Annotated in this window: 25 protein-coding genes; 15 read left to right on the top strand and 10 right to left on the bottom strand. The window is 63.7% G+C overall.

Annotation, left to right across the window (positions count from 1 at the left end; genetic code table 11):
- Positions 1 to 63: 63 nt before the first annotated feature.
- Positions 64 to 441, bottom strand: coding sequence for a cupin domain-containing protein (locus KNN17_RS05650; protein ID WP_241707835.1), 378 nt, complete (start codon positions 439 to 441; stop codon positions 64 to 66).
- 209 nt (positions 442 to 650) lie between these two features.
- Here KNN17_RS05650 and KNN17_RS05645 point away from each other — a divergent pair, with 209 nt between their 5' ends.
- Positions 651 to 1,790 carry a class I SAM-dependent methyltransferase gene (locus KNN17_RS05645; RefSeq protein ID WP_241707846.1) on the top strand — a complete coding sequence of 380 codons (1,140 nt, stop codon included), beginning with the start codon at positions 651 to 653 and terminating at the stop codon, positions 1,788 to 1,790.
- Here KNN17_RS05645 and KNN17_RS05640 read toward each other — a convergent pair.
- Entirely contained in the window at positions 1,787 to 2,698 is a 912-nt protein-coding gene (locus KNN17_RS05640; RefSeq protein ID WP_241707834.1) for an aminoglycoside phosphotransferase family protein, read from the bottom strand. The two genes, KNN17_RS05645 and KNN17_RS05640, sit on opposite strands and share 4 nt — an antisense overlap.
- 128 nt (positions 2,699 to 2,826) lie before the next feature.
- Here KNN17_RS05640 and KNN17_RS05635 point away from each other — a divergent pair, with 128 nt between their 5' ends.
- The 4 genes from KNN17_RS05635 to KNN17_RS05620 all read left to right on the top strand — a co-directional run bounded on the left by KNN17_RS05635 (position 2,827) and on the right by KNN17_RS05620 (position 7,344).
- On the top strand, positions 2,827 to 4,080 hold the full coding sequence (locus KNN17_RS05635; RefSeq protein ID WP_241707833.1) for an ROK family protein: 1,254 nt from the start codon (positions 2,827 to 2,829) through the stop codon (positions 4,078 to 4,080).
- Between the two features lie 103 nt (positions 4,081 to 4,183).
- Positions 4,184 to 5,539, top strand: coding sequence for an extracellular solute-binding protein (locus KNN17_RS05630; protein ID WP_241707832.1), 1,356 nt, complete (start codon positions 4,184 to 4,186; stop codon positions 5,537 to 5,539).
- A 3-nt stretch (positions 5,540 to 5,542) separates the two neighbouring features.
- Positions 5,543 to 6,469, top strand: coding sequence for a carbohydrate ABC transporter permease (locus KNN17_RS05625; protein WP_241707831.1), 927 nt, complete (start codon positions 5,543 to 5,545; stop codon positions 6,467 to 6,469).
- Positions 6,470 to 6,516: 47 nt separating this feature from the next.
- Positions 6,517 to 7,344: a carbohydrate ABC transporter permease gene (locus KNN17_RS05620; RefSeq protein WP_372489627.1), complete on the top strand. Its 828-nt coding sequence runs from the start codon at positions 6,517 to 6,519 to the stop codon at positions 7,342 to 7,344.
- Between the two features lie 11 nt (positions 7,345 to 7,355).
- On the opposite strand, the gene KNN17_RS05615 is transcribed toward KNN17_RS05620, so the two are convergent.
- Complete coding sequence (locus KNN17_RS05615; protein ID WP_241707830.1) at positions 7,356 to 7,553, bottom strand: hypothetical protein; 198 nt, start codon at positions 7,551 to 7,553, stop codon at positions 7,356 to 7,358.
- Positions 7,554 to 7,996: 443 nt separating this feature from the next.
- Here KNN17_RS05615 and KNN17_RS05610 point away from each other — a divergent pair, with 443 nt between their 5' ends.
- Both KNN17_RS05610 and metE read left to right on the top strand, forming a co-directional pair.
- The gene (locus KNN17_RS05610) at positions 7,997 to 8,965 is read left to right on the top strand and encodes a methylenetetrahydrofolate reductase (protein ID WP_078108731.1); all 969 of its coding nucleotides are present in this window, start codon (positions 7,997 to 7,999) and stop codon (positions 8,963 to 8,965) included.
- Positions 8,966 to 9,031: 66 nt separating this feature from the next.
- Positions 9,032 to 11,380 carry a 5-methyltetrahydropteroyltriglutamate--homocysteine S-methyltransferase gene (metE, locus tag KNN17_RS05605; protein WP_241707829.1) on the top strand — a complete coding sequence of 783 codons (2,349 nt, stop codon included), beginning with the start codon at positions 9,032 to 9,034 and terminating at the stop codon, positions 11,378 to 11,380.
- A gap of 87 nt (positions 11,381 to 11,467) precedes the next feature.
- On the opposite strand, the gene KNN17_RS05600 is transcribed toward metE, so the two are convergent.
- The gene (locus tag KNN17_RS05600; RefSeq protein WP_078108736.1) at positions 11,468 to 11,974 is read right to left on the bottom strand and encodes a DUF2004 domain-containing protein; all 507 of its coding nucleotides are present in this window, start codon (positions 11,972 to 11,974) and stop codon (positions 11,468 to 11,470) included.
- A 51-nt stretch (positions 11,975 to 12,025) separates the two neighbouring features.
- The gene (locus KNN17_RS05595; protein ID WP_078108737.1) at positions 12,026 to 13,003 is read right to left on the bottom strand and encodes a LysR family transcriptional regulator; all 978 of its coding nucleotides are present in this window, start codon (positions 13,001 to 13,003) and stop codon (positions 12,026 to 12,028) included.
- A gap of 523 nt (positions 13,004 to 13,526) precedes the next feature.
- Here KNN17_RS05595 and nrdH point away from each other — a divergent pair.
- From nrdH to KNN17_RS05565, 6 genes are all read left to right on the top strand, one after another.
- A complete protein-coding gene (gene nrdH / locus KNN17_RS05590) occupies positions 13,527 to 13,769 on the top strand; it encodes a glutaredoxin-like protein NrdH (RefSeq protein WP_028267421.1) in 243 nt (80 codons plus the stop codon).
- A 56-nt stretch (positions 13,770 to 13,825) separates the two neighbouring features.
- Positions 13,826 to 14,296: a class Ib ribonucleoside-diphosphate reductase assembly flavoprotein NrdI gene (gene nrdI / locus KNN17_RS05585; protein ID WP_241707828.1), complete on the top strand. Its 471-nt coding sequence runs from the start codon at positions 13,826 to 13,828 to the stop codon at positions 14,294 to 14,296.
- An 11-nt stretch (positions 14,297 to 14,307) separates the two neighbouring features.
- Positions 14,308 to 16,455, top strand: a complete 2,148-nt coding sequence (gene nrdE / locus KNN17_RS05580) for a class 1b ribonucleoside-diphosphate reductase subunit alpha (protein WP_241707844.1) — start codon at positions 14,308 to 14,310, stop codon at positions 16,453 to 16,455.
- A gap of 118 nt (positions 16,456 to 16,573) precedes the next feature.
- Positions 16,574 to 17,548, top strand: a complete 975-nt coding sequence (gene nrdF / locus KNN17_RS05575; protein ID WP_059389329.1) for a class 1b ribonucleoside-diphosphate reductase subunit beta — start codon at positions 16,574 to 16,576, stop codon at positions 17,546 to 17,548.
- Between the two features lie 178 nt (positions 17,549 to 17,726).
- On the top strand, positions 17,727 to 18,317 hold the full coding sequence (locus KNN17_RS05570; protein ID WP_241707827.1) for a hypothetical protein: 591 nt from the start codon (positions 17,727 to 17,729) through the stop codon (positions 18,315 to 18,317).
- Between the two features lie 33 nt (positions 18,318 to 18,350).
- Complete coding sequence (locus KNN17_RS05565; protein WP_241707826.1) at positions 18,351 to 18,905, top strand: hypothetical protein; 555 nt, start codon at positions 18,351 to 18,353, stop codon at positions 18,903 to 18,905.
- A gap of 122 nt (positions 18,906 to 19,027) precedes the next feature.
- Here KNN17_RS05565 and KNN17_RS05560 read toward each other — a convergent pair whose 3' ends face one another.
- From KNN17_RS05560 to KNN17_RS05545, 4 genes are all read right to left on the bottom strand, one after another.
- Complete coding sequence (locus KNN17_RS05560; RefSeq protein WP_372489626.1) at positions 19,028 to 19,699, bottom strand: DNA alkylation repair protein; 672 nt, start codon at positions 19,697 to 19,699, stop codon at positions 19,028 to 19,030.
- Positions 19,700 to 19,796: 97 nt separating this feature from the next.
- A complete protein-coding gene (locus tag KNN17_RS05555) occupies positions 19,797 to 21,506 on the bottom strand; it encodes an HNH endonuclease signature motif containing protein (RefSeq protein WP_241707824.1) in 1,710 nt (569 codons plus the stop codon).
- Positions 21,507 to 21,535: 29 nt separating this feature from the next.
- A complete protein-coding gene (locus KNN17_RS05550; RefSeq protein WP_241707823.1) occupies positions 21,536 to 22,648 on the bottom strand; it encodes a PDDEXK nuclease domain-containing protein in 1,113 nt (370 codons plus the stop codon).
- Between the two features lie 697 nt (positions 22,649 to 23,345).
- A complete protein-coding gene (locus KNN17_RS05545) occupies positions 23,346 to 24,236 on the bottom strand; it encodes a ribonuclease Z (protein WP_241707822.1) in 891 nt (296 codons plus the stop codon).
- Positions 24,237 to 24,339: 103 nt separating this feature from the next.
- Between KNN17_RS05545 and KNN17_RS05540 the strand changes: the two genes are divergently transcribed.
- Both KNN17_RS05540 and KNN17_RS05535 read left to right on the top strand, forming a co-directional pair.
- On the top strand, positions 24,340 to 25,314 hold the full coding sequence (locus KNN17_RS05540) for a dienelactone hydrolase family protein (RefSeq protein WP_241707821.1): 975 nt from the start codon (positions 24,340 to 24,342) through the stop codon (positions 25,312 to 25,314).
- Between the two features lie 29 nt (positions 25,315 to 25,343).
- Entirely contained in the window at positions 25,344 to 26,015 is a 672-nt protein-coding gene (locus tag KNN17_RS05535) for a DNA alkylation repair protein (RefSeq protein WP_241707820.1), read from the top strand.
- On the opposite strand, the gene KNN17_RS22760 is transcribed toward KNN17_RS05535, so the two are convergent.
- Positions 26,012 to 26,698: an S-layer homology domain-containing protein gene (locus KNN17_RS22760; RefSeq protein WP_443627210.1), complete on the bottom strand. Its 687-nt coding sequence runs from the start codon at positions 26,696 to 26,698 to the stop codon at positions 26,012 to 26,014. The two genes, KNN17_RS05535 and KNN17_RS22760, sit on opposite strands and share 4 nt — an antisense overlap.
- Between the last annotated feature and the right edge of the window lie 203 nt (positions 26,699 to 26,901).

The following is a 26,901-nucleotide window of genomic DNA, read 5'->3' as shown; positions in this document are numbered from 1 at the left end:
CTCGCAGTTAACGTCGTTTTCAGCCCTCAAAACGACATCAACTGCGAGCTAGTTGGGTCCGTGCTAGTCGGGCTTGACTCCGTATTCTGCTGCGCTGACAAACTCGATGGCCGAGTAGGTCTCGTCGCCTACAACCCAGGCAGTGTGTCCCGGCGGGATGGTGTATGAATCTCCTTTGGAGATGCTGATCTTCTTGCCGTCGATGGTCTCGACTTCCAATGATCCGGCAATGCAGTAACCCACATGGTTGAGCTGGCAGGAATCGGTGTGGACCACCGGTTTGATGCAGTCCGACCAGCTCCAGCCTGGCTCGAAGCTGAGGCGGCCGATCGTGTAGTCACCGACGGTGACGTTTTCCACCACGGTTTTGTCCGGGCGGCGAATTTCATCAGGGGAGTTGTGCGACTTTACTTCAAGCTGAGTGACGAGGTTGACGGTCATGATCTGCTCACAAGGGGAGTGGGAGCCTGGTCTTCCAGGTCCGCGACGTGGCTCGCCCTTCGCAGCGGACCCTGGTGTCCGGGCTGCTGGCGGCGTGTGCCGTGCCGACGGCAGCGGTCAGACGGTCGATTACTTGCAATCTCTACCTTCCTCCGCCACCACTATGTTGTCGAGGGTTCCCGAGGGGGATAGATTGGTGCACCGTGACCTTGACCGAGCTGGATGAAACCCTTGAGACGCTGTTCGGCACCCTGCGCCGCTTCCCCGACGTCGAGGCAGGGAACCTGCAGGCGTACGACGCCACCGACCGGCTCCTCCTTGAGACCGCAGCAAGGTACGTGCCCAGCCAGGAAACCCGCGTCGCTGTGATCGGGGACCGCTACGGGGCCCTGACCCTGGGCGCCGTAGCGGCCCTCGGCGTCGGGCACGTCCGCGTGACCCAGGATCTCTACGCCGGCAGGCTCGCGCTGCAACGGAACGCGGACGCGTCCGGGTTGGCCGGCCGCTTCGATCAGTTCGAGCTGGGTGCCGGGTTGCTCGACGGCGCCGGACTGGTGATCGTGCAGCTCCCCAAGGCCCTCGCGGAACTGGAGGAAATCGTCGACGCCGTTGCCCGCTTTGCGGCGCCGGGAGCCGTCCTCCTCGCCGGGGGACGCGTCAAGCACATGACCCTGGGCATGAACGCCGTCCTGGAACGCAACTTCGAGTCCGTGCAGCCACAGCTTGCGCAGCGGAAGTCACGTGTGCTGCTCGCCATCAATCCCAAGCGGCCGGACGCCCCGGAGCCCTTCCCGGTCTCGGAGCAGAACACAGAGCTCGGCATGACAGTCTGTGCCCACGGGGGTGCGTTTTCAGGCACCAAGCTGGATATCGGCACGCGCTTCCTCCTGGGCTTCCTGGACAGGATCCCCGAAGCCCGACACGCAGTAGACCTTGGCTGCGGGACCGGGATCCTCGCGACGATGTACGCCAGGAACCGTCCCGAAGCCCGGGTTACAGCGACGGACCAATCTGCGGCAGCCGTCGCGTCCGCCAGGGCAACGGTGGCAGCCAACGGTCTGGCAGATCGCATCACGGTAGTCCATGACGACGCCATGTCCACCTTCGAACCGGGCAGCGCCGACCTCATCCTGCTGAACCCGCCGTTCCACCTCGGCGCCAGCGTCCATGCAGGCGCGGCCACGAAGATGTTCGACGCCGCAGCGCGGGTCCTGGCTCCCGGCGGCGAACTCTGGACTGTCTACAACAGCCACTTGCAGTACCGCGCTGCGCTGGAAAGGCTCATTGGCCCCACCACCGAAATAGGCCGCAACCCGAAATTCACCGTGACACGCAGCATCAAACGCTAGGCGCCCGCCCGGTTCGGTGAGCAGCGCTCCGACAGCAGCTGCTCCACCCCGAAGCGCCCGATTCCCGCCATCGCCGGATTGTCATCCGAGAAACTGACCATCGCCGTCGCGAGGACCACGGCCCATCCGCGGGCCCGGGCCCACGTCGCGGCATCCACGGCGGTTCCGAAGGCCGCCATGAAACGATGCCGCGCACCGCCGTCGAACATCAACCACGCCACGGCGAGATCGACGGCGGGATCCCCGGCTCCGAGGTCTCCGAAGTCGACGACGGCGGCGAGCCGGCCGTCGGGCCGCACAAGGACATTCGCCGGGTGGAGATCTCCATGCAGCCACAGCCCCGGGCCGTCCCACAGCGGGGCGGCGCAAGCTTCGGACCAGAGCCTCCGCAACCGCTCCGCCTGGGGATAGCGGCTGGAATCGCGGAGCCTGTCCATGACCGCGTCCGACCTGGCTGCCAAAGGCACCCCGCGCACGGGATTGACGGGAGCGCCGGGGGTGGCCGGGACATGGATGGCGAGGAGGAACGTGGCCAGGTCCGCGGCCGCCGCGTTCCGCGACTCCTGGGAAACCAGCACGGCCGGGAGTCCCTTCAACCAAGGAGTCACGCTCCACGGCCATGGGAAGTCCACGGACGGCCGCCCCAAGTGGATGGGGATGGGGAGCGGGACAGGGGAACGCCTGGCATATTCGGGGAGATATTGCTGCTCATGCAGGATCAACTGTGCTGCCGCCTCCCGGCGGGGCAGGCGGACGGCCCACTCCTCGCCGAGCCGGTACATGACGTTGTCCCAGCCATTGGCCACCAGTTCCAACGGAAGGTCCGGGAGCCGTGGCAGCTGCTCCTCGAGTAGATTCCTCACCAACCGCGCGGTGACGTCGAGCTCGGCCTGCGGCATCAGTGCCATATTCCGGGCCTCCCATCAGCAATATCGGCGTCCGTTACGCCCGGGCAGCGTGTGGGCATACCGGGACAAGCACACGTGCCGTACGATGCAAATGCAACAGCATTATTCGAATGATTTTAGGGGAATCCGTGACTGAGATCCGGCAGCCGACTCCGAGGCGCGGAACCAATCTGCCACGCATGGGGGATTTCAACCTGACCGTCATTCTCGACGCCATCAGGCGCTCATCAGGTGGACTGAGCCGCGTGGAGCTTGCCCAAATCGTCGGCCTTTCACCGCAGACTATTTCGAACATCTCGCGCCGCCTCCTGGATCAACAACTCATTATCGAGGCAGGCAAGGAAGGGAGCGGTCCGGGCAAGCCCCGCACCATTCTGCGCCTGAATCCTTCCGGAATGTACGCGCTTGGCGTGCACCTTGACCCCGCGGTCATCACCACCGTGGTGCTGGACCTGGTGGGCGACGTCGTGAAGCACTCCAGGATTCCCACCCCGACGGGGAGCAATCCACAGCGCGTCATCGCCGCCATAGCGGAGGAAATCAAGGCGCTGATCGAAGATTCCGGTGTTGATACCGGGAAGATCGCGGGACTTGGCGTCGCGGCGCCCGGCCCGATCGACCTTGATGAGGGCACCGTCGTCGATCCGCCCCTGATGACAGGGTGGGACAGGGTGCACTTGAGGGATGCCCTCGCCGAAGCCACCGGACTTGAGACCCTCGTGGACAAGGACGTCACCAGCGCGGCGGTCGCCGAAACCTGGGCGGGTGGGGCCAGCGGCACCGGAAGTTTCATCTTCATGTATATGGGTACCGGCATCGGTTGCGGCATCGTCTTGAACGACGAAGTTGTCCGGGGAACATCCGGCAACGCCGGCGAAATCGGACACATCATTGTGGATCCGGACGGCCCGGAATGTGATTGCGGCCTTCGTGGATGCGTCAAGTCGTCCTGTATTCCGCAGGTCCTCGTGGCCGAAGCCGAAAAGCAAGGTGTCCTGAACGGTGGCCGCAAAGGCACCGAGGGCCCGGAAGTGCAGGAAGGCTTTGCCCGGCTTTGCGATGCCGCGGATGCAGGTGACGAACGCGCCATCGCGATCATCGATAAGTCGGCGGTGCTGGTTTCCCGAGCGGTTGCGGTGGTGACCAACACCCTCGACGTCGAACGCGTCGTCTTCGGCGGCCCGTTCTGGGGCCGCATGGCGGAACGCTACTTGGAGCGCATACCTCCCCTGCTCGCGGCCAACAGTGCCGCCAACAGCATCCACGGCATCGAAGTTGTCGGGACCGGAGTGGGCGAAGACGTCGGCGCGATCGGTGCGGCCTGCCTGGTCCTTGAACACACGCTTGCGCCGCGCGCCCAGCGGCTTCTCTTGGAAGGCTGAGGCCTTCACCACGTCCTGTGTCTCAGGGCTGCATTTATCAATATTGGCAACAGGCTGGGCCAGCTGAAGTGTGGGGGCTGCAGCCGCTTGAAGAAGGAGCGTCATGCGTCGCCCAGTCCGGATCGGAGCAGCACTGCTCGGCGTCGTAGGCCTTTTGGCCTCGGCAGCCTGCTCTGCCCAACCGCAAGCCACAAGCAAGCAAACCATCAAGATCGTCTATCAAAAGACGGACTCCTTCACCGCACTGGACAAGGTCTTCCAGGACGCCAAGCAGGAATTCGAAGCAGCAAACGCGGGCGTCACCGTGGACCTGGAGCCCATCCAGGCCAACGACGACGACTATGGCACCAAGCTCGCGCTGGCCCAACGTTCCCCCGACACCGCTCCGGACGTCTTCTACGAGGACACCTTCAAGGTCCGCTCGGACGTCGACGCCGGATACTTGCTGAAACTCGACTCGCAGCTGGCCTCGTGGGACGAGTGGTCCAAGTTCAACGAGGGCGCCAAAGCTGCGGGGCGCGGTGACGACGGCAGTATCTACGCCGTCCCGCTCGGCACTGATACCAGGGCGATCTGGTACAACAAGACTGTCCTCCAGAAGGCCGGCATACCCGTGCCCTGGCAGCCGAAGACCTGGGATGACATCCTCGCCGCGGCCCGCAAGATGAAGGCCGCGGATCCCGGCGTGATTCCCTTCAGCATGTACGCCGGAACCGGCACCGGTGAGGGAACCGTCATGCAGAGCTTCTACGAACTGCTCTACGGAACGGGCAGCTCCCTGTATTCGGAGAGCGACAAGAAGTGGGTGCTCGGCTCCAAGGGATTCACCGATTCACTCCAGTTCCTGAAGACCCTCTACGATGAGAAGCTTTCCGTGACACCGGCCGACGCCCTCGATGCGAATGTGTGGAAGAAAGTCTTTGGCCAGTGGCTGCCGCAGGGCAAAATGGGCGCCACCGTGGAAGGCTCCTACGCACCATCGTTCTGGCAGAAGGGCGGTTCATATGAATGGGCCGGCTACACGCAGGATATGGGAGTAGCCACGTTCCCCACCCAGTTCGGACAGGACCCCGGTGGGGTGAGCATGTCCGGTGGCTGGACGCTTGCCGTCGGCGCGAAGACCAAGGCCCCGGACCTGGCCTTCAAGTTCCTGACCACTGCGTTGAACAAGAAGAATGCCTTGGCCTTCGACGTCAACAACTCCCAGATCGCGGTCCGCACCGATGTCGCGTCCGATCCCGGTTACCAAGCGGCCAACCCGTTCGTGAAGGCTGTTTCCGATCTGGTCGGAGTGACGCACTACCGTCCGGCAACAGCCGACTATCCGAAGATTTCCCTCGCCGTCCAACAAGCCACTGAGGCGGTCATCACCGGCAAGCAAAGCCCGGCAGAGGCCGCGGCCGAATACGACGCCTCGGTCAAGAAACTCGTCGGCGACGCCAAGGTCATGCAGAAATGACGCATGGCAGTCCCTGATTCCCTCAGCCGCAGTTCCCTCCGGCGCAGAACCCCCATCCAAAGGACTCTGCGTCGCAGGCTCCGCTTGTTGCCGGTTGTTCCGTCAATCGTGCTGCTGGGCTTCTTCATGCTGGCCCCTGTGGCGTGGTCCTTCTATGCCTCCTTCACCAACGCCGCGTTGTCCGGCCAGGCGGCCCTGAACCCTCAATGGGTCGGCCTGGACAACTACGCCCGGATGTTGACGGATTCCGTCTTCCCGCTCTCGGCATGGCTGACGATGGTCTTCGTTATCGCGTCCGCGATCCTCGGACAGAACGCCCTGGGCCTGGGCATCGCCTTGTTGATGACCCGATCCGGGGGAGCCACCGCTTCGCTCGTGGGCACGGTGGTGGTCGCTTCTTGGATATTGCCTGAAATCGTGGCGGCCTTCGCGGCCTACGCGTACTTCAGCCAGGACGGGACGCTCAACCAGCTTCTGGGACTGTTCGGTGTCCAGGGCACCAACTGGCTCTATGCCTTTCCCATGGCCGCGGTCGTCCTGGCCAATGTCTGGCGCGGCACCGCGTTCTCGATGCTGGTCTACAGGGCCGCGCTTTCCCAGGTCCCGCGCGACATCTCCGAAGCCGCCCTCATGGACGGCGCCAGGGGTTGGCAACGCCTGGCCTTCATCACGCTTCCGATCATCCGCGGGAGCATCGCCACCAACCTCATGCTCATCACCCTGCAGACGCTCGCGGTATTCACCCTCATCTGGGTGATGACGGGGGGTGGTCCGTCCAACGCGAGCACCACCCTCCCTGTACTGGCGTACCAGGAAGCCTTCAAGCTCGGAGACATCGGATACGGCACCGCGATCGCTTCGGTCCTGATCCTGATCGGCATGGTCTTCGGGGCCGTGTACGTCAGGCTGATCCGGGGGGCGAAACCGTGACCTCCCTGCGCCGCGCTGCGCTGCTCGCCGGGAAGCGCCCGACGGCGGTGGGCCGGGGACGGCTCCGCGTCCGCTTGGCCGCGAATGCGGCGTTGGCCGTGATCGGCGTGTGCTTCGTGCTGCCCCTTGCGTGGCTGCTTCTTGCTTCCGTCGATCCGCACGCCGGATACGAGACGCGGTGGCCCCTATCGCCGTCGTTCGCGAATTTTGCCGCCGTACTGACGCCCGGCCTGCTGTTCCAGCCGCTCGCGAACAGCTTCCTGCTCTCCGCCGGGACCGCCGTCGTAAACCTGGCAGCTGCCGTCCTGGCGGCCTATCCGCTGTCCCGCTACCAATCGCGCTTCAACAAGCCGTTCCTCTATGCGATCCTGTTCGGAACCTCGCTCCCGGTCACGGCAATCATGGTGCCGGTCTATGGGCTGTTCGTGCAGTTGCAACTGCTGGACTCGATGCCGGCAACCATCTTCTTCATGGCAACCACCACCTTGCCCATGGCCATTTGGATGACCAAGAACTTCATGGACTCCGTGCCGCTGGAGCTGGAGGAAGCTGCCTGGATGGACGGCGCCTCCGGACTGGCCACGCTGCGGAGAATCGTCCTGCCGCTGATGAGGCAAGGTCTGGGCGTGGTGTTCATCTTCGTCTTCATCCAGGCGTGGGGGAACTTCTTCGTCCCGTTCATCCTGTTGTTGTCCAACTCCAAACAGCCGGCCGCGGTGTCCGTTTTCAGCTTCTTTGGCCAGCATGGAGCCATCGCTTACGGAGAACTCGCCGCGTTCTCCATCCTGTATTCCGTCCCGGTGCTTATCCTCTACACGGTGGTCGCCAGGGGCTCCGGCAGCGCGTTCGCGCTTTCGGGCGCGATGAAAGGCTGAGCAGCCAGGACTCAGTCGATGTCCTCCACGATGGTGCCGAACGGGATGGAATCATCCAGATGCGCTTGGTGGCCGCTGTGGTTGTAGACCACGCGGACGCCGTGAAGCTGGTCTGCGGCCGATTGCATCAGGATGGGGCGGACGGTCTGGACGAATCTTTCCTCTTTGTCGGCGAGGTACTCCTGGTAACTGGCGGGAAGCTGGATCATGGCAAAAGAATAGTCCTGCGGGACCGCCAAGGGGAGTGCTCGCGCCGGACTTCCCCGTGGCGTATTCTTCGCCGGCTGGACCCGGTCGGAATACTCAGCGAACAATCTTCAGAAATCGGGCGAAACGTAGCGTAAAAGTGCGTCTTAATTCGGCGGAGGATTTGTGGCGGCCGGAGCCCCGTTCTAGAGTCGTATTCAAGTTACCGCGGTAACGTGTCAGCGATCCTCCGCCGGATCTGCCTCTTGAAGGCAGGCAGGAGGGTGTGGGTGCCCCCATGTGGGCCTGACATTTGCACACGGACAACTTCATTCCAGGCGTAACAGTCGCGGCTGCGCCCTGCTGGAGTTCGTTGCGTGTATCCCCAAACTCAATTCACCGATTCTGCAGTCCACGGTTTCACGTCCGTGAACGCAGGCCCGCTGACACACAGCCAAGGACGCAAATGTCACCACCAAGCCTCATCGACACTCATCCGAACCTGACCGGCGCCGCCCCTGTTGCCTTGTCCTACGAACTTTTCCCGCCCCGCTCTCCAGCGGCTGCGGAGTCCCTCTGGACGACCATCGGGGAGCTTGAGGCCACGGATCCCGACTTCGTCTCCGTGACGTACGGTGCCAGCGGTTCCAACCGGGACACCGCCGTCGAGCTCATCAACCGGCTGCTGCTCGAAACGACCCTGCGGCCACTGGCACACCTGACCTGCGTCGGAAACACCCCGCAGGAATTGGCCGAGATCATCGGCGAACTCCTGGACAACGGCGTGCGCGGCATCCTTGCCCTGCGTGGCGACCTTCCCAAGGACAGCGGCCAGCCGGTCAGTGGTTCGCTGCGCTACGCCCAGGACCTCATCGAACTGATCCGGCGTGTGGAACAGCGGCGTTCGGCCCTCCTGTGCGCGGGCAAGATCGCCGTCGGCGTGGCCGCCTATCCCACGCGCCACCCGGAGTCCCCGAGTGTGGAGCACGACGTCGAGGTGCTGCTCGCGAAGCAGCGTTCGGGTGCCGACTTCGCCATCACGCAGGTCTTCTTCCACACCGAGCAGTATGCGGACCTGATCTCCCGTGCCCGGCGTGCCGGCGTCACGATCCCGATCATCCCGGGCGTCATGCCGCTGACCAGCCTTCGCCGGCTCAAGCGCCTCGGCGAGCTCACCGGCGTCGAACCCGCACCGGAACTGATCGAGCGACTTGCCGCGGCGGACAGCGACGCCGAACGGCGCAAGATCGGAGTCCGCGCCACGGTGGACCTGGCCAACGCCGCCCTGCAGGCCGGTGCTCCGGGCATCCACCTGTACACCTTCAACGAGCACGCCTGCGCCCTGGACGTGCTGGACAAGCTTGCCTTGCCCCGCCCGGCCCGGCCGGCCAGCAGGCTCAGCGCCATCGCCCGCCGCCAGGAACTCGTCAGCTGATCAGCCAACGCTGCTCCGCAAACCCCTCGACACATCGATTTGCACCTACTGCCCCAAGGAAATCCCATGACTGAACAGAACCTCACTGAAAAGACCAATGCGGCGTTCCCCGCTGCATCCCTGCTCGGCTACCCGCGCATCGGCCGCCGCCGCGAACTCAAGAAGACAATCGAAGCCTACTGGGCCGGCAAGATCGACGCCGCTGCCCTTGACGCCGCTGCCAAGGACATCCAACTGACCACCGCCAGGCGCCTCCAGGAACTCGGCCTCAACGAAGCCGCCGCCGTTCCAGGCACCTTCTCCTACTACGACCAGGTGCTCGACGCCACCGCGCACCTGGGTGCGGTCCCGGCCCGTTTCGGCCAGCTGCTCAACGCCGAAGGCCAGCTCGACATCGATGGCTACTTCACCCTGGCCCGCGGCAACAAGGAACAGCAGCCGCTCGAAATGACCAAGTGGTTCGACACGAACTACCACTACCTCGTTCCGGAAATCGGCCCCGAGACCGACTTCAAGCTCGCCTCCAACCGCATCGTCGAGGAGTTCGAGTTCGCCCTCGCCAACGGCATCGAGACCCGCCCGTACATTGTTGGGCCGGTGACCTACCTGCTGCTCTCCAAGGCTTCCGACGATGCTCCCGCGGGCTTCGCTCCGCTGTCCCGCTTGGAGGACATCCTCCCGGTCTATGTTGAACTCCTTGGCAAGCTTGCCGCTGCCGGCGCCAGCTGGATCCAGTTGGACGAGCCCGCCCTCGTTGTCGACCAGGACACCCCGGCCGCGGAAATCCAGGCTGCCACTGCCCGTGCCTACGAAGTCCTCTCAGGTGCCGCAGCGCGCCCGCAGCTCTTCGTCTCCACGCCCTACGGTTCCCTCGACGGCCAGCTCGGCACCCTCGCTGCGACCAACATCGACGCCCTGCACGTCGACGTTTTCAAGGGCGCGGTACCGTCAGCGGCAGCCCTGGCCGGCCTGGGCAACAAGACCCTGGTTGCCGGCGTCGTCGATGGCCACAACATCTGGCGCAACGACCTTGCCGTCTCGGCCGGCAAGCTGGACGAACTGAAGGCCGCGGCCGGCAAGCTTGCCGTCAGCACCTCCACCTCCACCCAGCACGTCCCGCACGACACTGCCGAGGAAACCCAGCTCTCCGCGCAGCTGCGTAGCTGGCTCGCATTCGCTGACCAGAAGGCCGTCGAGGTCAAGGTCCTGGCGGACTACCTGGCCGACCCGGCTTCCGCGAAGGCCGCGATCGACGAGGCTTCCGCGGTGATCGCGTCCCGCGCCACCGCCGAGGGGGTCCAGCGCGCCGACGTCCGCGCCCGCACGGCTGCCCTCACCGAGGCCGACTTCAACCGCTCCGAGTACCCGGTCCGCGAAGCCGCCCAGGAAGCTGCGCTTCACTTGCCGCCGCTGCCCACCACCACCATCGGATCCTTCCCCCAGACCTCGGAAATCCGTTCCGCCCGTGCCCGCAACAACAAGGGCGAGCTGAGCAACGAGCAGTACGAGCAGCTCATGAAGGACGAGATCAAGCGCGTCGTCGAGCTGCAGGAAGAGCTCGGCTACGATGTCCTGGTGCACGGCGAGCCCGAGCGCAACGACATGGTCCAGTACTTCGCCGAGAACCTCGAAGGCTTCGACGTAACCGTTCACGGCTGGGTCCAGTCCTACGGCTCGCGTTGCACCCGGCCGTCCATCCTCTGGGGCGACGTCACCCGTTCGGCGCCCATCACGGTTGCCTGGGCGGAATACGCGCAGTCCCTCACCAGCAAGCCGATGAAGGGCATGCTCACCGGTCCGGTGACCATCCTGGCCTGGTCCTTCGTCCGCGACGACCAGCCGCTCGGCGAGACCGCCAACCAGGTCGGCCTGGCACTTCGGGATGAAATCGCCGACCTCGAAGCAGCTGGCATCAAGGTCATCCAGGTGGACGAGCCTGCACTGCGCGAACTCCTGCCGCTGCGCAAGGCCGACCACGCCGCCTACCTGAAGTGGTCGGTCGACTCCTTCCGCCTGGCCACCGCCGGTGCCGCCGACGCCACCCAGATCCACACCCACCTCTGCTACTCGGAGTTCGGTGTGATCATCGACGCGATCGACGGCCTCGACGCCGACGTCACGTCCATCGAAGCAGCACGCTCACGCATGGAGGTTGTCCACGACCTCGAGGCGCACCACTTCGGCCGCGGGGTTGGTCCCGGCGTTTACGACATCCACTCGCCGCGTGTTCCGGGGGAGGCCGAGGTCACCGAACTGCTGTCCACCGCCGTCAAGCACGTTCCGTCCCGCCAGCTCTGGGTCAACCCGGACTGCGGCTTGAAGACCCGCGGCTACGCCGAGACTGAAGAGTCCCTGCGCAACCTGGTCAAGGCCACCAAGACGGTCCGCGCCGGACTGCTCGAAGCAGCAAAGTAAACCTCACGTAGTACAAACTGCGGCGGCCGGTCACCTCGAAGGTGACCGGCCGCCGTCGTTCTTTCGATCTTCGGGATAACCGACTTGTCACGACTCCCAGAGGATCTCGTCGTCCACTACACCGTCCTCATCGGCCGCAACCACCAGCAGTTCGTCGGTGAAGTGCGAGCCCAGAGTGAAATCCAGGACGAAATAGCGCTCCGGCTGGCCGGGGTAGATCGCCACATGGCCCAGTTTGAGGGCTTTGAGGAAAACGTCCTTGGTGAGCTGCGTCTTGTCGCGGACGCCGAACACCGCCTCCAGTTGCTCTTCTTTGAGCTGGTTGGAGTGGAAGTGCAGGAACTGCTGGGAGTTGGTGCCGTCCTGCTCCAGCTCCTCGGCGATCATGTCCCGGACCTGGTCCACCAATTCGGGGAGGTAGCCCAGGCGGTAGTCCACCTTGTGGAGTGCCTTCTCGTCGAAGTGGTCATGCGCCGTGACGTTCAGGTCCAGTTCGAGGGGATTTCCGGCGAGCTCGTGGGAAGCCACGTAACAGCGCTCCCGCCCGTGGTTGAGCTCGATCTCCCCAAAATGTTTGCTCGCTACCTTGCTCATGTCTTCAAGATAGTCCCAAACAAGCGGCGTGTTCCAGCATCCGGGAAGATTTCAGGTGCGGGGTTTGGGCGTTGACTTTTGAGTGGTTTTGGGCATCGTCGCGGCGCTGCCGGCCCGGACGGTTGCGGCGCTCCCGTGCAGCGTGTCGGCCAGCAATTCCGTGAAGAGCTGCACCTGGGCCGTTCGCTTCTCATTGAGGAGGAGGGCGAACACATTGCGGGCGAGCCGGATGTCCGGAACATCGAGAACCACGACGCCGGGCGGCCGGTGCCGCAGCGCCAGTTCCGGAACCAGGGCGGCGCCGAGCCCCGCTGCCGCCATCTCGAGGCTTGCGTGGAAGTCATCGCTGTAGGCCGCGACGCGTGGGTGCAGATTGCAGCTGGCAAACAGGCGTTCGATCACCACCGCGTCGCTGGTGCCCGGGTGGTGCATGATCCAGGGCATGTCCGAGAGTTGCGAGGCCTGCATTTCGGCGTCCTCCCGGATGCCCCACGATGCCGGGAGCACCACCCGGAAGTCGTCGTCGCCGATCCACTGCCGCTCCAGGGTGTGTGGCCACGCGAGCCCTGACTGGCCCACTTGGTACACGAGTGCGAGGTCCAGTTCGCCGCCGGTGCGCAGGCCTTGGATGGTCTGGGACGGCTCGGCCACCCACACGCGGAGTTCTATTCCCAGCTTCTTCCAGCGCGGGTTCCGGAGAATGTCCGGCAGGACGTAGGTTGCAAGGCTTGGGAAGATGCCGAGCCGCAGTTCCTGGACGGGGGAGTCGGTGCTCCTCGAGGCTGCCGCCAGCAAGGTCTCGACGTCGGTGAGCACTTTGGAGGCATGGCGCACCATGGTCAGGGCCGCCTCCGTGGGAACCACGCTGCGTGCGGAGCGGTGGAAGAGTTCGACGCCGGTGTCCCGTTCCAATGCTGCCATCTGTTGGGATACGGCCGAGGCGGTGTAGCCGAGCCGCGCGGCGGCTGCCGCGAAGGAACCGAGCCGCGTGACTTCAAGCAGTGTCCGTAGGTGGAGGAGGTTGACCATCAGTGATCCTTAGGCTCGGTGCCGGCCGAAAGACCGTGGAAACCAGCATATCGGTGTGAATTCGGTCTCCGCAGCCGCCGGGTTTGATGCCTGTCCGGCGTCGGGAAGTGTGGCGGGCGACTCACGGGACGGCGTTTGCAGGATGCCGCGACACGCCGGGATCCTGGCGACACGCTGGCGATTAAATGTGGCTAAGTAGTCCACAGGGTGTGGATGACGTCTCCGGATTTGGCGGATTTCCGGACATTTTTACCCCCTGCGCCTGTGGACTACCGGTGCGTAAAATGACATACTTGTAATACATCATCTTGGGGTTCCGCCGAGGCGCTTGCACTACATGTAGTATCGATTTACGGATTGAGCGGGAAACCAGCACAAGACATGAATGCAAGACGTGAATGCAAGACGTGAATAGATAGTTTGGCCGCCTTGGCGGCCAGCGGGCCAGTATCGGAGACGGAATCAGTTCCGGTCGGGGCCTGCCGAACGAAGAGCAAAGACTTCAACAAAGGGGACAGGGACCATGACTGTTACGGTTTACACGAAGCCGGCCTGTGTTCAGTGCAACGCGACTTACCGTGCACTCGACAAAAAGGGCATCGCCTACCAGAGCGTTGACATCTCACAGGATGCCGAGGCCCTTGAGCGCCTGAAGGCCCTTGGATACATGCAGGCCCCCGTTGTGGTGACCGAGCAGGACCACTGGTCAGGATTCCGTCCGGACAAGATCGAAGAACTGGCACTGGCTGCCGCTTCGGTGGCCTAGTCTTTCGGGACTCCGCCGCAACAACAAAGCATTCCAATGTAGTCGAGGTGACTCCCATGGCAGCGCTGGCAACAGCACCTGCTCAAACAATGGCTGAAGCTGTCAGCACGCGGAGCCACCTCATCTACTTTTCCTCGACATCTGAGAACACCAAGCGCTTCGTCCAGAAGCTCGGCGTGGACGCGGCACGCATCCCGCTCCATGCCAAGGACGCGCCGCTGCTCGCACTGGAACCCTTCGTCCTCGTGTTGCCCACGTATGGTGGCACGAACGGCGAAGGATCGGTGCCGAAGCAGGTCATCAGGTTTCTGAACAACCCGCAGAACAGGGAACTGATCCGCGGCGTCATCGGAGCAGGAAACACGAACTTCGCGGAAAACTACTGCATGGCGGGAGACATCATCGCCACCAAATGCCGGGTTCCGCTTCTTTATCGATTCGAACTCATGGGGACTCCGGAAGATGTTGACCGGGTCAATCAAGGATTGGAAAAGTTTTGGACACGACTGTCGCAGATACAGAAGTAACCAAGGGCGCTATGGACACCGCCAAGGCCAAGAAGCCATTGCCGGAGGCCTACAAGGGCCTTGGCTACCATGAGCTCAATGCCATGTTGAACCTCTACGGTCCGAACGGGGAAATCCAGTTCGAAGCAGACCGCGAGGCCGCGCACCAGTACTTCCTGCAGCACGTGAACAACAACACCGTCTTCTTCCATGACCTGGAAGAGAAGCTGGACTACCTGGTCAAGAACCAGTACTACGAGCGCGAGACCCTCGACCAGTACACGATGAACTTCATCCGTGACCTGTTCAACCGCGCCTACAAGAAGAAGTTCCGCTTCGAGACCTTCCTCGGCGCCTTCAAGTTCTACACCTCCTACACGCTGAAGACCTTCGACGGCAAGCGTTTCCTGGAGCGCTACGAAGACCGCGTCTGCATGGTTGCCTTGCACCTTGCCCGCGGCAACGAGGAGCTGGCCAGCCGCCTCGTCGACGAGATCATCGACGGCCGCTTCCAGCCCGCCACTCCCACGTTCCTCAACGCCGGCAAGGCCCAGCGCGGCGAGCTGGTCTCCTGCTTCCTGTTGCGCATCGAAGACAACATGGAGTCGATCGCCCGCGGCATCAACTCGGCGCTGCAGCTGTCCAAGCGCGGCGGCGGCGTGGCCCTCTCGCTGACCAACATCCGCGAGCACGGCGCCCCGATCAAGCAGATCGAGAACCAGTCCTCCGGCGTCATCCCGGTCATGAAGCTCCTTGAAGACAGCTTCTCCTACGCCAACCAGCTCGGTGCCCGCCAGGGTGCGGGTGCCGTGTACCTGCACGCGCACCACCCGGACATCTATCGCTTCCTGGACACCAAGCGTGAAAACGCCGACGAGAAGATCCGCATCAAGACGCTGTCCCTCGGCGTCGTGGTCCCGGACATCACGTTCGAGCTGGCCAAGAAGAACGAGGACATGTACCTCTTCTCCCCGTACGACGTCGAACGCGTCTACGGCGTCCCGTTCTCCGACATCTCGGTCACCGAGAAGTACTACGAGATGGTGGACGACTCCCGGATCAAGAAGACCAAGATCAGCGCCCGCGAGTTCTTCCAGACCCTCGCGGAGATCCAGTTCGAGTCCGGCTACCCGTACATCATGTTCGAGGACACCGTGAACCGGGCCAACCCGATCGCGGGCAAGATAACCATGAGCAACCTGTGCTCGGAGATCCTGCAGGTTTCCACGCCGTCGATCTACGCCGAGGACCTCAGCTACGAGACGGTCGGCAAGGACATCTCCTGCAACCTTGGCTCGATGAACATCGCCAAGACCATGGATTCCCCGAACTTCGGCCTGTCGATCGAGACGTCCATCCGTGCCCTGAGCGCAGTGTCGGACATGTCCTACATCAACTCGGTGCCGTCCATCGCGCAGGGCAACGCCCAGAGCCACGCCATCGGTCTCGGCCAGATGAACCTGCACGGCTACCTTGCCCGCGAGCACGTCCACTACGGTTCCGAAGAGGGCCTGGACTTCACCAACATCTACTTCTACACGGTGCTGTTCCACGCCCTCCGTGCCTCGAACAAGCTGGCCATCGAGACCGGCCAGCCCTTCGGCGGCTTCGAGAACTCCACCTACGCGAGCGGCACGTTCTTCGACAAGTACACCGAGCAGGTGTGGGCTCCGGAGACCGAGCGCGTGAGCGAGCTCTTCGCCGGTATTCACATCCCGACGCAGGACGACTGGCGCGAGCTGAAGGCTTCCGTCATGGAGCACGGTATCTACAACCAGAACCTGCAGGCCGTCCCGCCCACGGGCTCCATCAGCTACATCAACAACTCGACGTCGTCGATCCACCCGGTGGCCGCCAAGATCGAAATCCGCAAGGAAGGCAAGATCGGCCGCGTCTACTACCCGGCTCCGTACCTTGACAACGACAACCTGGAGTACTACCAGGACGCGTATGAGATCGGCTACGAGAAGATCATCGACACCTACGCCGCTGCTACGCAGCACGTGGACCAGGGCCTGTCCCTGACGCTGTTCTTCAAGGACACTGCCACCACGCGTGACATCAACAAGGCGCAGATCTACGCATGGCGCAAGGGCATCAAGACGCTCTACTACATCCGCCTCCGCCAGCTCGCGCTGGAAGGCACCGAGGTTGAGGGCTGCGTTTCCTGCATGCTGTAACTGTTTTCGGTTGTTTATTTGCGGCAGCCGCCGCGCCTCAAAACTGAAGAGTACGACGCCGGGCGAGCGCCCGGCGTCGTACGCTTACCTTAAAGAACACATACGTTAAGGGGACGAAATGACCGAGAAGGTCAAGCTGCTTAGCCACGTCGAAGCGATCAACTGGAACCGCATCCAGGATGACAAGGACGTGGAGGTCTGGAACCGCCTGGTCAACAACTTCTGGCTGCCGGAGAAGGTGCCGCTGTCCAACGACGTCCAGTCCTGGCACACCCTGACGCCGGACGAGCAGCAGCTCACCATGCGCGTCTTCACGGGCCTGACCCTGCTGGACACCATCCAGGGAACCGTGGGCGCTGTGTCCTTGATCCCGGACGCCATCACCCCGCACGAAGAGGCCGTGTACACGAACATCGCCTTCATGGAGTCGGTGCACGCGAAGTCGTATTCCTCGATTTTCTCCACCCTGTGCTCCACCAAGGAGATCGACGACGCCTTCCGCTGGTCCCTCGAGAACGAGAACCTGCAGAAGAAGGCGCAGATCGTCATGGACTACTACCAAGGCGACGATCCCCTGAAGCGCAAGGTCGCTTCGACGCTGCTGGAATCGTTCCTGTTCTACTCCGGGTTCTACCTTCCGATGTACTGGTCTTCGCGTGCCAAGCTCACGAACACGGCAGACCTCATCCGCCTGATCATCCGCGACGAAGCCGTGCACGGCTACTACATCGGGTACAAGTTCCAGAAGGGGCTTGAGAAGGTCTCCGAGGAGAAGCGCCAGGAAATCAAGGACTACACGTTCGAGCTGCTCTTCGAGCTGTACGAAAACGAAGTCCAGTACACCCACGACCTCTACGACGGCGTCGGCCTCGCGGAGGACGTGAAGAAGTTCCTGCACTACAACGCCAACAAGGCCCTCATGAACCTCGGCTACGAGGCCATGTTCCCGGCCTCCGTCACCGACGTGAACCCGGCCATCCTGTCGGCCCTGTCACCCAACGCTGACGAGAACCACGACTTCTTCTCTGGGTCGGGGTCTTCCTATGTGATCGGCAAGGCTGTCAATACCGAGGATGAGGACTGGGAGTTTTAATCCTCCCTTCCCTTCCTGGCGGCCCACAACGCGGGGTCACTTATCGCCCATCCAAGGCATCGGAATGGGCGCTAAGTGACCCCGCGTTGTTTTTCACGAGGACGGGGACTGGACCACCGGAACGGTCCCCTCGCACGGCTCGGGCATTACGGCGTTCAAGTGGGCGATATGGGGAGGCATGGTGCCCCAGCCATCGCTGGAAGATCCGGATGTGGTCGGCATACAGTACGGGCAGGACTCCCGCGGATATAACGAGATGTCGGCGAGCATTACCTATACGCTGTGGCGCAATCCCGCTGGCCGATCCGACCCGATGAATCTGGCCGAGCTCGACGAGCAAGCGCGAAGGTCGATCGAAGACTTTCCGCCATGGCCGCGACCGGCATGGCTGATTGAAGGGGTTCAACGGATGCGATACCCGCAGCTCTGGGAGGCCGTGCGGACCACGTGGCATCGGGACCCTTCCGAACGCCCATCCCCGGCCCAGGTGCTGACAGAACACATGAACCACATCCTCGTGAATCGCTACCGGAGTGAATGGCCCGGGGGCATCGCGTGGGACCGTAACGCCGGGGACATCAGTAATCGTCCGGGCAGCCGCGTCGTAACCGTATGGATTGACGGCGTCGAAGTGCAGGGTGTGGAGATCGACGCGGATCCCCTCGTGTACGGGGTTGGCGCGTCACTTGAACAGGGTGGGGTTATGACTGCTGTCCTCCCACGCGAAGAGCTCGAATACATACGCATTGAATTCGCGAAACGCGCGTAGGCTGTGGGGACATCCACAGCGAGGGGGCCAAGGATGAAGCATCCGCGCACTGTGGCCGCCGTCGCCGTGCTGTTGGGGTTGGCCCTCTCCGGGTGCCAGACGATAGCCGGGCCGCTCCCGGTCGACTCCTCCACAACAGCGGTGCCCAGCCCGTCGTCGTCGGAGCTCACTGCCATCATCCAGACTGCTGTCGAGGACCGAAACGCCACCGTCCTCGACAATCCCACTGCTCCACGCCTGGCCGAAGGGCAGACGACGGCGGCGTACCGGGCCAAGCGCGCGCGGGACCTCCCGGTGGTGGCCCGGTCAAAGGCCGGGTTCAAGTCAAAGGGCTTTTGGTACACGGACTTTTCGACGAAGATCACGGTGGAATCCGTGGAGGTGAGCGGGTCGACGGCAAGCGTCCATTTCAAGGAACTCACGGAAGAACACCAGGCCTCGGCGGCGAACGGGCCAAGCAACGTCCCGTTGGGCTACTCGGTGTCGCAGCCCGCTATGTTCCTGGCATCCGTGGATGGATGGCAGCTGGACAGCATCGCCCCTTCCACGCCGGGGGGCCTTTTGCCGATGTCCATCGTCAAGGGCTGAAACCGGAGCTGCACCGGTCCCGGGTCGGATTGGCGCGGGATCCGCCAGATCTACCCTCCTCGGCCAGGGAACGTGCCAGCCGAAACTGTAGGAAGTAGAGGGTCGGATGGCCCGTTCAATTCCTACTTATCCTGCTGTCGGCGCACCATCTCGCTGATCCAGATGGGTGCGAACGGAGACGTGCAGTTCGGGGGAGTCGGATAATCCCTGAGCACCCCCAAGCGCTCACCGATGTCAATGGCGCGGGCGCGATGCTCGGCGTGTTCGATCCCGATCTGGGCCAAGCACTGGTTCATGGCCCATTGCAGGCGATCCGGCGCGTCTTCCATCTCCGCCTCGATGACGTCGAGCAATCCTGCGAGATCCAGGCCCTCGGGATTCTTCGCCACCCGTTCGCTCGTCAACGCCCAACCGGCACTCGCCACCACCGGATCCGGATCGGTGAACCAGGCAAGACGCAATTCTTCGCAGTGCGGGTTCTTCTTCGCCACGTAATTGACGAGCCAGTCGTGCACCTTCGGAGTCCGCGCCTGGCGCAACATGACGTCCAACTCATCACGGTCGAACCCCTTCGGACGGCAGATCAGGATGGCCAAAAGCCTGGCGGCCGTTTCATCCGTCGCCCAGAGCTGGTGCGCGAGTTCCTGCTGCGTCTTCAACCGCTTCGCGAGGGCGCGGAGTTTGCCGAGGTTCACACCGTGATCGTCCCCGTGTTTTTCGTTCACCGCGCGAGGCTTCGGGTCCTCGAGCGCGGCCAGCTCGGCCACTATCTCGAGCACAGTCTCTTCGACCACTTCAGCCTCCTGTTGGTCACTGGTGGGGTTGAGCATACTAGGACAGGAAGCTCCGGATGCTGTGGCCTGCGTCCCTCCTGCACGGACTTCCAGTGGATCAAGCGGTTTGGAACTCGGGACATTCCGGGTAGGGGTCGTTCAGCCGCACGGGTCGATCCGGATCCCCAGGATCGACTGGACCGTGGTCAACGTCCATGTCGTCGGGGTCGGGCCATGGATGTGCGGCCGTGAAGGAGCACCAGTCCGGGAAGGGATCCTGCGGCAGTTCCGGATCCCGCGGAAATTCCGGATGTGCCGGCAGCTCATGGCCCGGTGGCGCACCCGTGTCCAGGTCCGTGTCGATGATCGTGAAGTGGTGTGGCCAGCGGGGTGGTTCCCAGTCCTGCTGTTCGCTGGGGTAGTGCCGTTTGGATGGTGAGGTCCAGCCCGGCGGGTGGTCCTTGCTGGCCGGGGAGGGAGTCCATCCGGTCCGATGTCTGAGACGGTGGTGCTTGGGGCAGGGTTGGCCGAGGTTGGTGATGCCGGTGGTGCCGCCGTCGGCCCAGGCCAAGAGATGGTCCGCGTCGTTGTCCAGGGAGTGGTTGTTGCAGCCGGGGAAAGGGCATTTGCCGTCGCGGAGCCGCAGCCACTGGCGCTGGGCCTTGGTGAGGCGGTAGCTCGTCCGTCCGATTTCCAGCGGAGCGCCGTCGCGGGGGTCGATCAAGACGCGGTGAAAAGAGTCAGCGCCGTCGGCGATCAGGCTCCTGGCCATGGACGGCGGGATCGGCCCATACCCGTCCAGCATGGCCGGTTCCTCCGTGACGCCCAGCAGGGACAGGATCGGGACGGTGACCAGCACCTGCGCCCGCGGGGACGGAACGCGCCCCGTCAGCCCCGGTTCCGCGCGTCCGCCGCCCGCCAGGCCGCCGTCGGGCACAACGCCCGGCAGGCCGCCGTCGGGCACAACGCCCGCCAGGCCGCCGTCGGGCACACCGCCGGTGGTGTTGGTGAGGAGCCAGGTGGCGGTGATGTCAGCGCGGAGCTGGGCGAGGGTCCGGGGCTCGTCGGGGCCTTGGAGGGCGCGGGCGGCGGCGGTGGTCCGTTCCCATATGCCCGCGGCGGTGGCCGCCGGGAGGTAGGCGGAGAGCCAGGCCATGCCGTCGCGGTCCGGGAGGTATTCGACCCGCCGGTCTTCGGCGCTCTTGGCGTGGCGCGATTCGATGCTGACGGGGTGGTGGCGTTCGCGCCAGGTGCGTGCTTTGGCCCGGAACCGGGACGGGACGAGGGCCCCGGCCGGGCAGCCGCGGGCGGGGTTGGGAGCATCGGGGTCCAGGAAGTGCGCTTCCAGGGCGGCTGCCCCGGCGGGGCCCAGGCCGCTTGTTTCGTCGACGATGATCCGGGCGTGCTGCCAGGAGATCGTTCCGGACTGCAGGGCCTTCAGGGTCAGCGGCAGCGTCGTGGTCAGGGACCGGGATTCGACCAGGAGGCCCCCGGCAGTCCGTTCGCTGACGGTCAGGACGCAGGCGACCTCGGCGATCAGGGCAAGTTCCTGGGCGGTGGATTCCTGTGGCGAGGACGCTGGCGGCGCCAGGGCACTGGCCGCCTGGACGTAATCCGCGGCGAGCTTCGCTTTCAGCGCGGCGGTCCGGGCTTCCAGCCTGGCCACTTCGGCGAGGCCGTCCAGGCAACCATCGGCGAGATCCCGGAGCGGATCGGGGCGTTCGGAGGGACCAGCGTCCTGAGCGAAGGCGGCAAGCACGGCAACGGACGCGGCAACGGCCTCCACTGCCGCCCTGCTCTCCGCGCTCCAGGCTGTCTTTCCATCCATGCCCCCAGCATCTCAGGAGGCACCGACAATTAAGCTCCGTCGCTGGGAGAGCCCCACACCGGTTCCCGCTGCTCGACCGGCTTGCTGCTGATGCCCTGCGAAAGCTCAGCCTCCAGCTCGCTGATGCTCGGCAGCGTTGACGCGATTTCGGGCAGCGACCCCGCGATCTCGGCTTCCCATTCTGCGATGCCAACGGGCTTGTTGAACCCGCGCAGCGCATATTCGGCCACGACGTTGTTTTTGGTCTTGCATAGCAGGAGCCCAATGGTTGGCTGATCGTCGGCGTGCGCGAGCAGATCGTCCACGGCGGACATGTACATGTTGATTTGGCCTAGGTATTCGGGTTTGAAGGCGGTGGCCTTCAGTTCAATGACCACGAAGCATCGCAGTTTGAAGTTGTAGAACAGCAGATCCGTGAAGAACTCGTCGCTGCTGATGGTGAGCCTTACCTGCCGGCCCACGAACGCGAAGCCTTGGCCAAGTTCCAAGAGGAACTTCTCAACGTGCCGGATCAACTGGTTTTCAAGGTCGCGCTCGTCCCGCTTGCCACTCATGGCGACGAAATCGAAGACATAGGGGTCTTTGAACGACTGTTGGGCAAGATCAGAGTCCGACGGCGGCATGGTCGCCTTGAAGTTGGTGATCGCCTTGCCGGAGCGTTCGTGAAGCCGGGTTTCGATCTGGACTGCCAAGACGCTTCGCGACCAGCCTTCCGCCAGGGCCTGGTCGGCGTACCAGACCCTGTCAGCTTGGTCCGCCAGTTTGTCGAGCAGGATGACGTTGTGGCCCCACGGCAATGTTGCAACAGACTGTTGCAACATTGGGAAGTCCGGCCAAGCCTCTGCAAAAGACTTCATGTACCGGAGGTTTCGTGGTGAGAAGCCCTTCGCCTCAGGGAAGGCCGACCGGATGTCTGCCGAGAGCCGCGTGACCACTTTGCTGCCCCACCCCTCCGCGGACTCCCGCTCGGCCAGTTGCTTACCAATGGCCCAGTAGGAAAGGAGCATCTCCCGGTTGGCGGCTGAGACTGCCCTGGACCTGCCGGAATGGATCTGACGTGACACCGAAGCCAGCAGCTCCGGGTACCAAGCAGGCATGACGGATTTCGCGGGCGTTGATTCAAACGAAGCTGGTGCGGACATACCGGGGCGGATCCTTTTCTCGGCAATCATTTCAAGGTGAACCTATCGGCGGGCACTGACACTTTCTCCAGGACATTGGCCCAGGACAGGAGCCCGGGGGATGGGCCCGGGGGATGGGCCAAGAGCTCCAGACGGCCCCGTTACCCTGGGTGGTCAGCCGGGCTGCCATCTGCCGGCGCATCCAGTCATAGGCGTCCTCATGAAACGGATCGACCAATGAGTTGTGCGGAACATGGACGCCAGTCGACAGGAGGGCCTCAAGCACTTCCCTCGGCTGAATCGTGTGGAGCAGGAGCCGCTCAGCAGAGATGTCGTAGCCGATCCGGCCGCGCGGGACGGCAGCGGCGGGCCGGGCTTTTCTGATAGGAAAGATCAACACGCAGGCATCTTCAGTGCGGGCACCGACATTTCCGGCCGGCTACCAGGCAGCCAGCCACAAAGTAAAAGCCGACGCCCCCAACCAAGTCAGAACAGCACAGACCGGGGGGCCGGCGGCGTCTGGGGTAGAGAGCCCCGAGCCCCGGGCTCCAGGGGCCCTCCCGCCGTCGGCCCCGTCTTTTCCGGACCCGTCAGGGCCGGTAGCTGTCGAAGTGCCGAATCTGTTCCTACATATATTCAACCGTCTTTTCCTACGATCTGAAACGAGTGGCGTGTACTCGTTTTAGGTCCGGAACCTCGGCAATACCACCCTCACCAGCTATGGCCACCGCTGCCGTTTTGGAAAGGGAATCCGGTCCAAGTCGTTCGCCGCGAGCACCGGAATTCCTCCCGACCGCGCGCGGGCTTGCTCCGCGAGCAGGCCGACGTCGGTATAGCGCGACGAGAAGTGGGTGAGGATGAGCATGCCAGCGTGGGCGGTGGCAGCCAATGCGCCCGATTGGCCCGCCGTCAGGTGACGGTATTGGGCGGCGAGCTCGCCGTCGTCGTCGCTGAAAGTGGACTCCGCGACGAGAAGATCGACGCCCTCGGCGAGTTCCTCAGCACCGGCGCATGGCGCCGTGTCCATGACGAAAGCAAAGCTCTGCCCGGGCCTCGGCACGCTCACATCCTCCAAGCGCACCCCGCCCAGTTTCCCGTCCTGCTGGAGGAGGCTGATGTCCGGACCGGCAATCCCGGCCGCCGCCAGCCGGTCCGGAAGAAGGCTGCGACCGTCGCGTTCTGCAACCCTGTAGCCGTAAGTCTCGATCCGGTGCAAGAGCGGGCGTACCTCCAGTCCCGGGGCGACGGCTCCTGCGCCGCCATGCGGATGCAGGCGAAGGTCGGCGCCGGGGGAGGCCACGGCAACGAGCGCACGGATCATGTCCTCGCCGGATGCGGGATAGTGCAAGTGGACCGGATGAGGAACCCGGTCTAGGGCCATGCGGGAAAGCACCCCTGGAAGCCCCAGGCAGTGGTCGCCGTGGACATGGGTGATGCAGATACGGGTGATCTGGCGGGCCGAGACACCCGCCTGGATCATTTGGCGCTGGGTGCCTTCTCCAGGGTCGAAGAGCAGGCCCTCCCCGTCCCAGTGGAGCACATATCCGTTGTGGTTGCGGGTCCGGGTGGGGACCTGGGAAGCGGTGCCGAGGACCACGAATTCGCGCATGGATCCGAGTCTCTCACTGCCGGGCTGCTTTCCCCATCGTTTGCTGCCCTTGCCGGTCGCCAGCCTTGGGAGGAAGATATGCGGCAGACCCAGGAGGCCTTCCATGATCCAGCTCGGGAAATTTGAAAAGTACTTGGTCGAGGAATTCTTCGACGATTACCGCTCGGGAGACATGTCGCAGCGGGCATTCGTCCGTCGGCTCGCATTCATCACCGGGAGCATGGCTGCCGCGTCCTCGACGATGCTGCAGCTCGGATGCACTCCGGAGGAGGTCCCGCGAAGCGGTGATCCCATGCCAGCACCGGACGCATCGTCCGTCCGGCCGGTTACCACGGCGATGGCCGGGGCCGTGCCTGGAGCGAAGAGCCCTCTTTCCGTTCCCGAGGGCGCGCCCGGATTGGAGGCGGCCATGGTCCGGTTCCCGGCAGGCGAAACCGAAATCAGCGCCTACCTTGCGCGGCCCGACACGGCCGGCGCTGGGCCGGCGGTGCTGGTTTGCCACGAGAACCGTGGACTGACACCGCATATCCAGGACATAGCGCGGCGTTTCGCGCACGCCGGATACGTTGCCTTGGCCCCGGATCTCCTCAGCAGGGAAGGAGGCACATCGAGCCTGGATCCCGACGCCGTACCCGGAGCCCTGACCCGGGCCGGAGCTGAACGCCACGTCTCCGACTTCTCGGCGGGTTTCGACTATCTCCGGTCGCTGGATGACGTTGACGGAGAGCGGATCGCGATGAACGGCTATTGTTTTGGCGGCGGCATCACCTGGCAATGCGCGACGGAAATACCGAGGCTGAAAGCCACTGCCGCCTTCTATGGACCCGCCCCCGATCTCGATAAAGTCCCATCCATCAAACCTGCCGTCTTTGGCGTCTATGCCGAACTCGACCAGCGCATCACCGGCGCGATGCCTGCCCTTCGGGATGCCCTGGCTGCCACCGATGTGCGCCACAAGCTCACTGTCTATCCCGGCGTCGACCATGCATTCCACAACGACACCAGCGAGCGGTACAACGAAGCGCAAGCGACCGCTGCGTGGCGGGACATGCTGGCCTGGTTTGGCGAGTACGTCTGAACGCACGCTATTGCGGAAGAATGTTTCGCATGAGTGACGCTGGCGAGTTCATCGATGAGGCTTTACGCCGTGAAAGCTCCTGGATCCGCGCGGAAGACATGCAGAGCCGGCTCGGAGGAGGCCACCGTTATTACGGCTCCTCCGTGGGTGCCGTCCGCGGGACAGTCCGCGACGCCCTCCGCAAGTACCCGGCACTCGAGCACGACGAAGTCACCGCCTTGAGCTCGGAATTGTGGGAGGTTCCCGTCTTCGAACGAAGGCTCGCGGCAATCGTCCTGTTGCAGTCAAACGTCCAGCTCCTGATCAATACCGATCTGACCAGGCTTGAGGGTTTTATCCGCGAAGGAAGGCTCCGCGAATTGGTCGATCCGCTGGCGGTCGACGTGATCGGGCCGTTGATCGCCGGGCTGGAAGGGCAGCTAAGGTCGCGCGCTGACGGCGTGCTGGACCGGTGGGCGCAGGAACCAGACGAATGGCTTCGCCGCGCCGCCCTGATGTCGCCATGGAGGGCACTCCGTGCCGGCGGAGGCGATTGGGACGCGTTCCTACGGCACGCCGCCGTAGCGCTCGACGCCGTTCGCGATACGGGCGGTGACGCTGCGGTGGTCCGGGACGCGGTCTCCACTGTTCTGGACGGGATTGCCAAGCGCCGGCCCGATCTGCGGTTTACCGCGGTGAGCTCCGGGGGGAATTCCGCTTAGCTTCTCGGGAAACTGGTGTTGTAGCGGTACATGAATGCTGCCATGGCATCCCGCGCGACGGCGGTGACCGGCCGATACGTCCTGGTGCTGTTCGACTCTGTCCACCCGGTGGAGATTCCCGTGGTCGAGAGCCAGTTGATTTCCTTGTAGAACGGAGTCTGTGGTGTCACGTCAGTGAACGGTGAGGCGGCCGGGGCCGCGTAGGCCGGGCTGCCTGCGAGCCGATACATGAAGGCCGCCATGGCATCCCGGTTCACGGGCTGCAGCGGGCGGTACGTCCTGATGCCGTTTCCTTCGTCCCAGCCGGTAGAGATGCCCTGCGTCGAGAGCCACGTGATTTCCTTGTAGAACGGGGTTTGCGTCGTCATGTCGGCGAACGGAGAAACGGCCGGGGGCGAGAAGGCCGGGCTGCCCGCCAGCCGGTACATGAAGGCCGCCATCGCGTCGCGGTTCACGGGATCCAGGGGGTGGTAGGTCCTGGTCCCGTTTGCTTCGACCCAGCCGGTCGAAATGCCTTGGGTTGCGAGCCACGTGATTTCGGTGATGTACGTGTAGTTGCTGGGGACATCCGTGAAGGGGCTCGACGCCGGTGGCGGTGGCGGTGGTGGCGGGGTGGTGGACTGCCCCAACGCCTGGGCGACGGTCCGGACCGATGTGGTCCCGTTGGCAGTCCGTGCGGCCAACCAGGTGACGAACGTGTCAAAGAGCGTTGGGCTGATGGTCAGGGTCGGATCAGTGCCCACTGCGATGTGGTGGAAAGTCAGTTCCAGCCACCCTCCGGTGCTTTCGGCGTTAGTGACCAGGTCCTCCAGATTCTGCAGGGTCCAGGTGCTGTCGACTTCGTCCGGGGCCTTGGTGACCAGGGGGTTTGCCGGAGGAAGGGTCT

It is taken from the genome of Arthrobacter bambusae, from assembly GCF_022606295.1.
Lineage (GTDB): Bacteria > Actinomycetota > Actinomycetes > Actinomycetales > Micrococcaceae > Arthrobacter > Arthrobacter bambusae_A.
Note: the sequence above shows the minus strand (reverse complement) of the source record. Positions and strands in the feature narration are given on the sequence as shown.

Coding starts and splice junctions, on each gene's coding strand:
- KNN17_RS05540 (WP_241707821.1), top strand. CDS start 24,340: ATGATCCAGCTCGGGAAATTTGAAAAGTACTTGGTCGAGGAATTCTTC.
- nrdI (WP_241707828.1), top strand. CDS start 13,826: ATGGCAGCGCTGGCAACAGCACCTGCTCAAACAATGGCTGAAGCTGTC.
- KNN17_RS05545 (WP_241707822.1), bottom strand. CDS start 24,236: ATGCGCGAATTCGTGGTCCTCGGCACCGCTTCCCAGGTCCCCACCCGG.
- KNN17_RS05570 (WP_241707827.1), top strand. CDS start 17,727: ATGGTGCCCCAGCCATCGCTGGAAGATCCGGATGTGGTCGGCATACAG.
- KNN17_RS05600 (WP_078108736.1), bottom strand. CDS start 11,974: ATGAGCAAGGTAGCGAGCAAACATTTTGGGGAGATCGAGCTCAACCAC.
- KNN17_RS05625 (WP_241707831.1), top strand. CDS start 5,543: ATGGCAGTCCCTGATTCCCTCAGCCGCAGTTCCCTCCGGCGCAGAACC.
- KNN17_RS05595 (WP_078108737.1), bottom strand. CDS start 13,003: ATGGTCAACCTCCTCCACCTACGGACACTGCTTGAAGTCACGCGGCTC.
- KNN17_RS05565 (WP_241707826.1), top strand. CDS start 18,351: ATGAAGCATCCGCGCACTGTGGCCGCCGTCGCCGTGCTGTTGGGGTTG.
- KNN17_RS05630 (WP_241707832.1), top strand. CDS start 4,184: ATGCGTCGCCCAGTCCGGATCGGAGCAGCACTGCTCGGCGTCGTAGGC.
- KNN17_RS05555 (WP_241707824.1), bottom strand. CDS start 21,506: ATGGATGGAAAGACAGCCTGGAGCGCGGAGAGCAGGGCGGCAGTGGAG.
- KNN17_RS05550 (WP_241707823.1), bottom strand. CDS start 22,648: ATGTCCGCACCAGCTTCGTTTGAATCAACGCCCGCGAAATCCGTCATG.
- KNN17_RS05535 (WP_241707820.1), top strand. CDS start 25,344: ATGAGTGACGCTGGCGAGTTCATCGATGAGGCTTTACGCCGTGAAAGC.
- nrdH (WP_028267421.1), top strand. CDS start 13,527: ATGACTGTTACGGTTTACACGAAGCCGGCCTGTGTTCAGTGCAACGCG.
- metE (WP_241707829.1), top strand. CDS start 9,032: ATGACTGAACAGAACCTCACTGAAAAGACCAATGCGGCGTTCCCCGCT.
- KNN17_RS05610 (WP_078108731.1), top strand. CDS start 7,997: ATGTCACCACCAAGCCTCATCGACACTCATCCGAACCTGACCGGCGCC.
- KNN17_RS05615 (WP_241707830.1), bottom strand. CDS start 7,553: ATGATCCAGCTTCCCGCCAGTTACCAGGAGTACCTCGCCGACAAAGAG.
- KNN17_RS05640 (WP_241707834.1), bottom strand. CDS start 2,698: ATGGCACTGATGCCGCAGGCCGAGCTCGACGTCACCGCGCGGTTGGTG.
- KNN17_RS05650 (WP_241707835.1), bottom strand. CDS start 441: ATGACCGTCAACCTCGTCACTCAGCTTGAAGTAAAGTCGCACAACTCC.
- nrdE (WP_241707844.1), top strand. CDS start 14,308: ATGGACACCGCCAAGGCCAAGAAGCCATTGCCGGAGGCCTACAAGGGC.
- nrdF (WP_059389329.1), top strand. CDS start 16,574: ATGACCGAGAAGGTCAAGCTGCTTAGCCACGTCGAAGCGATCAACTGG.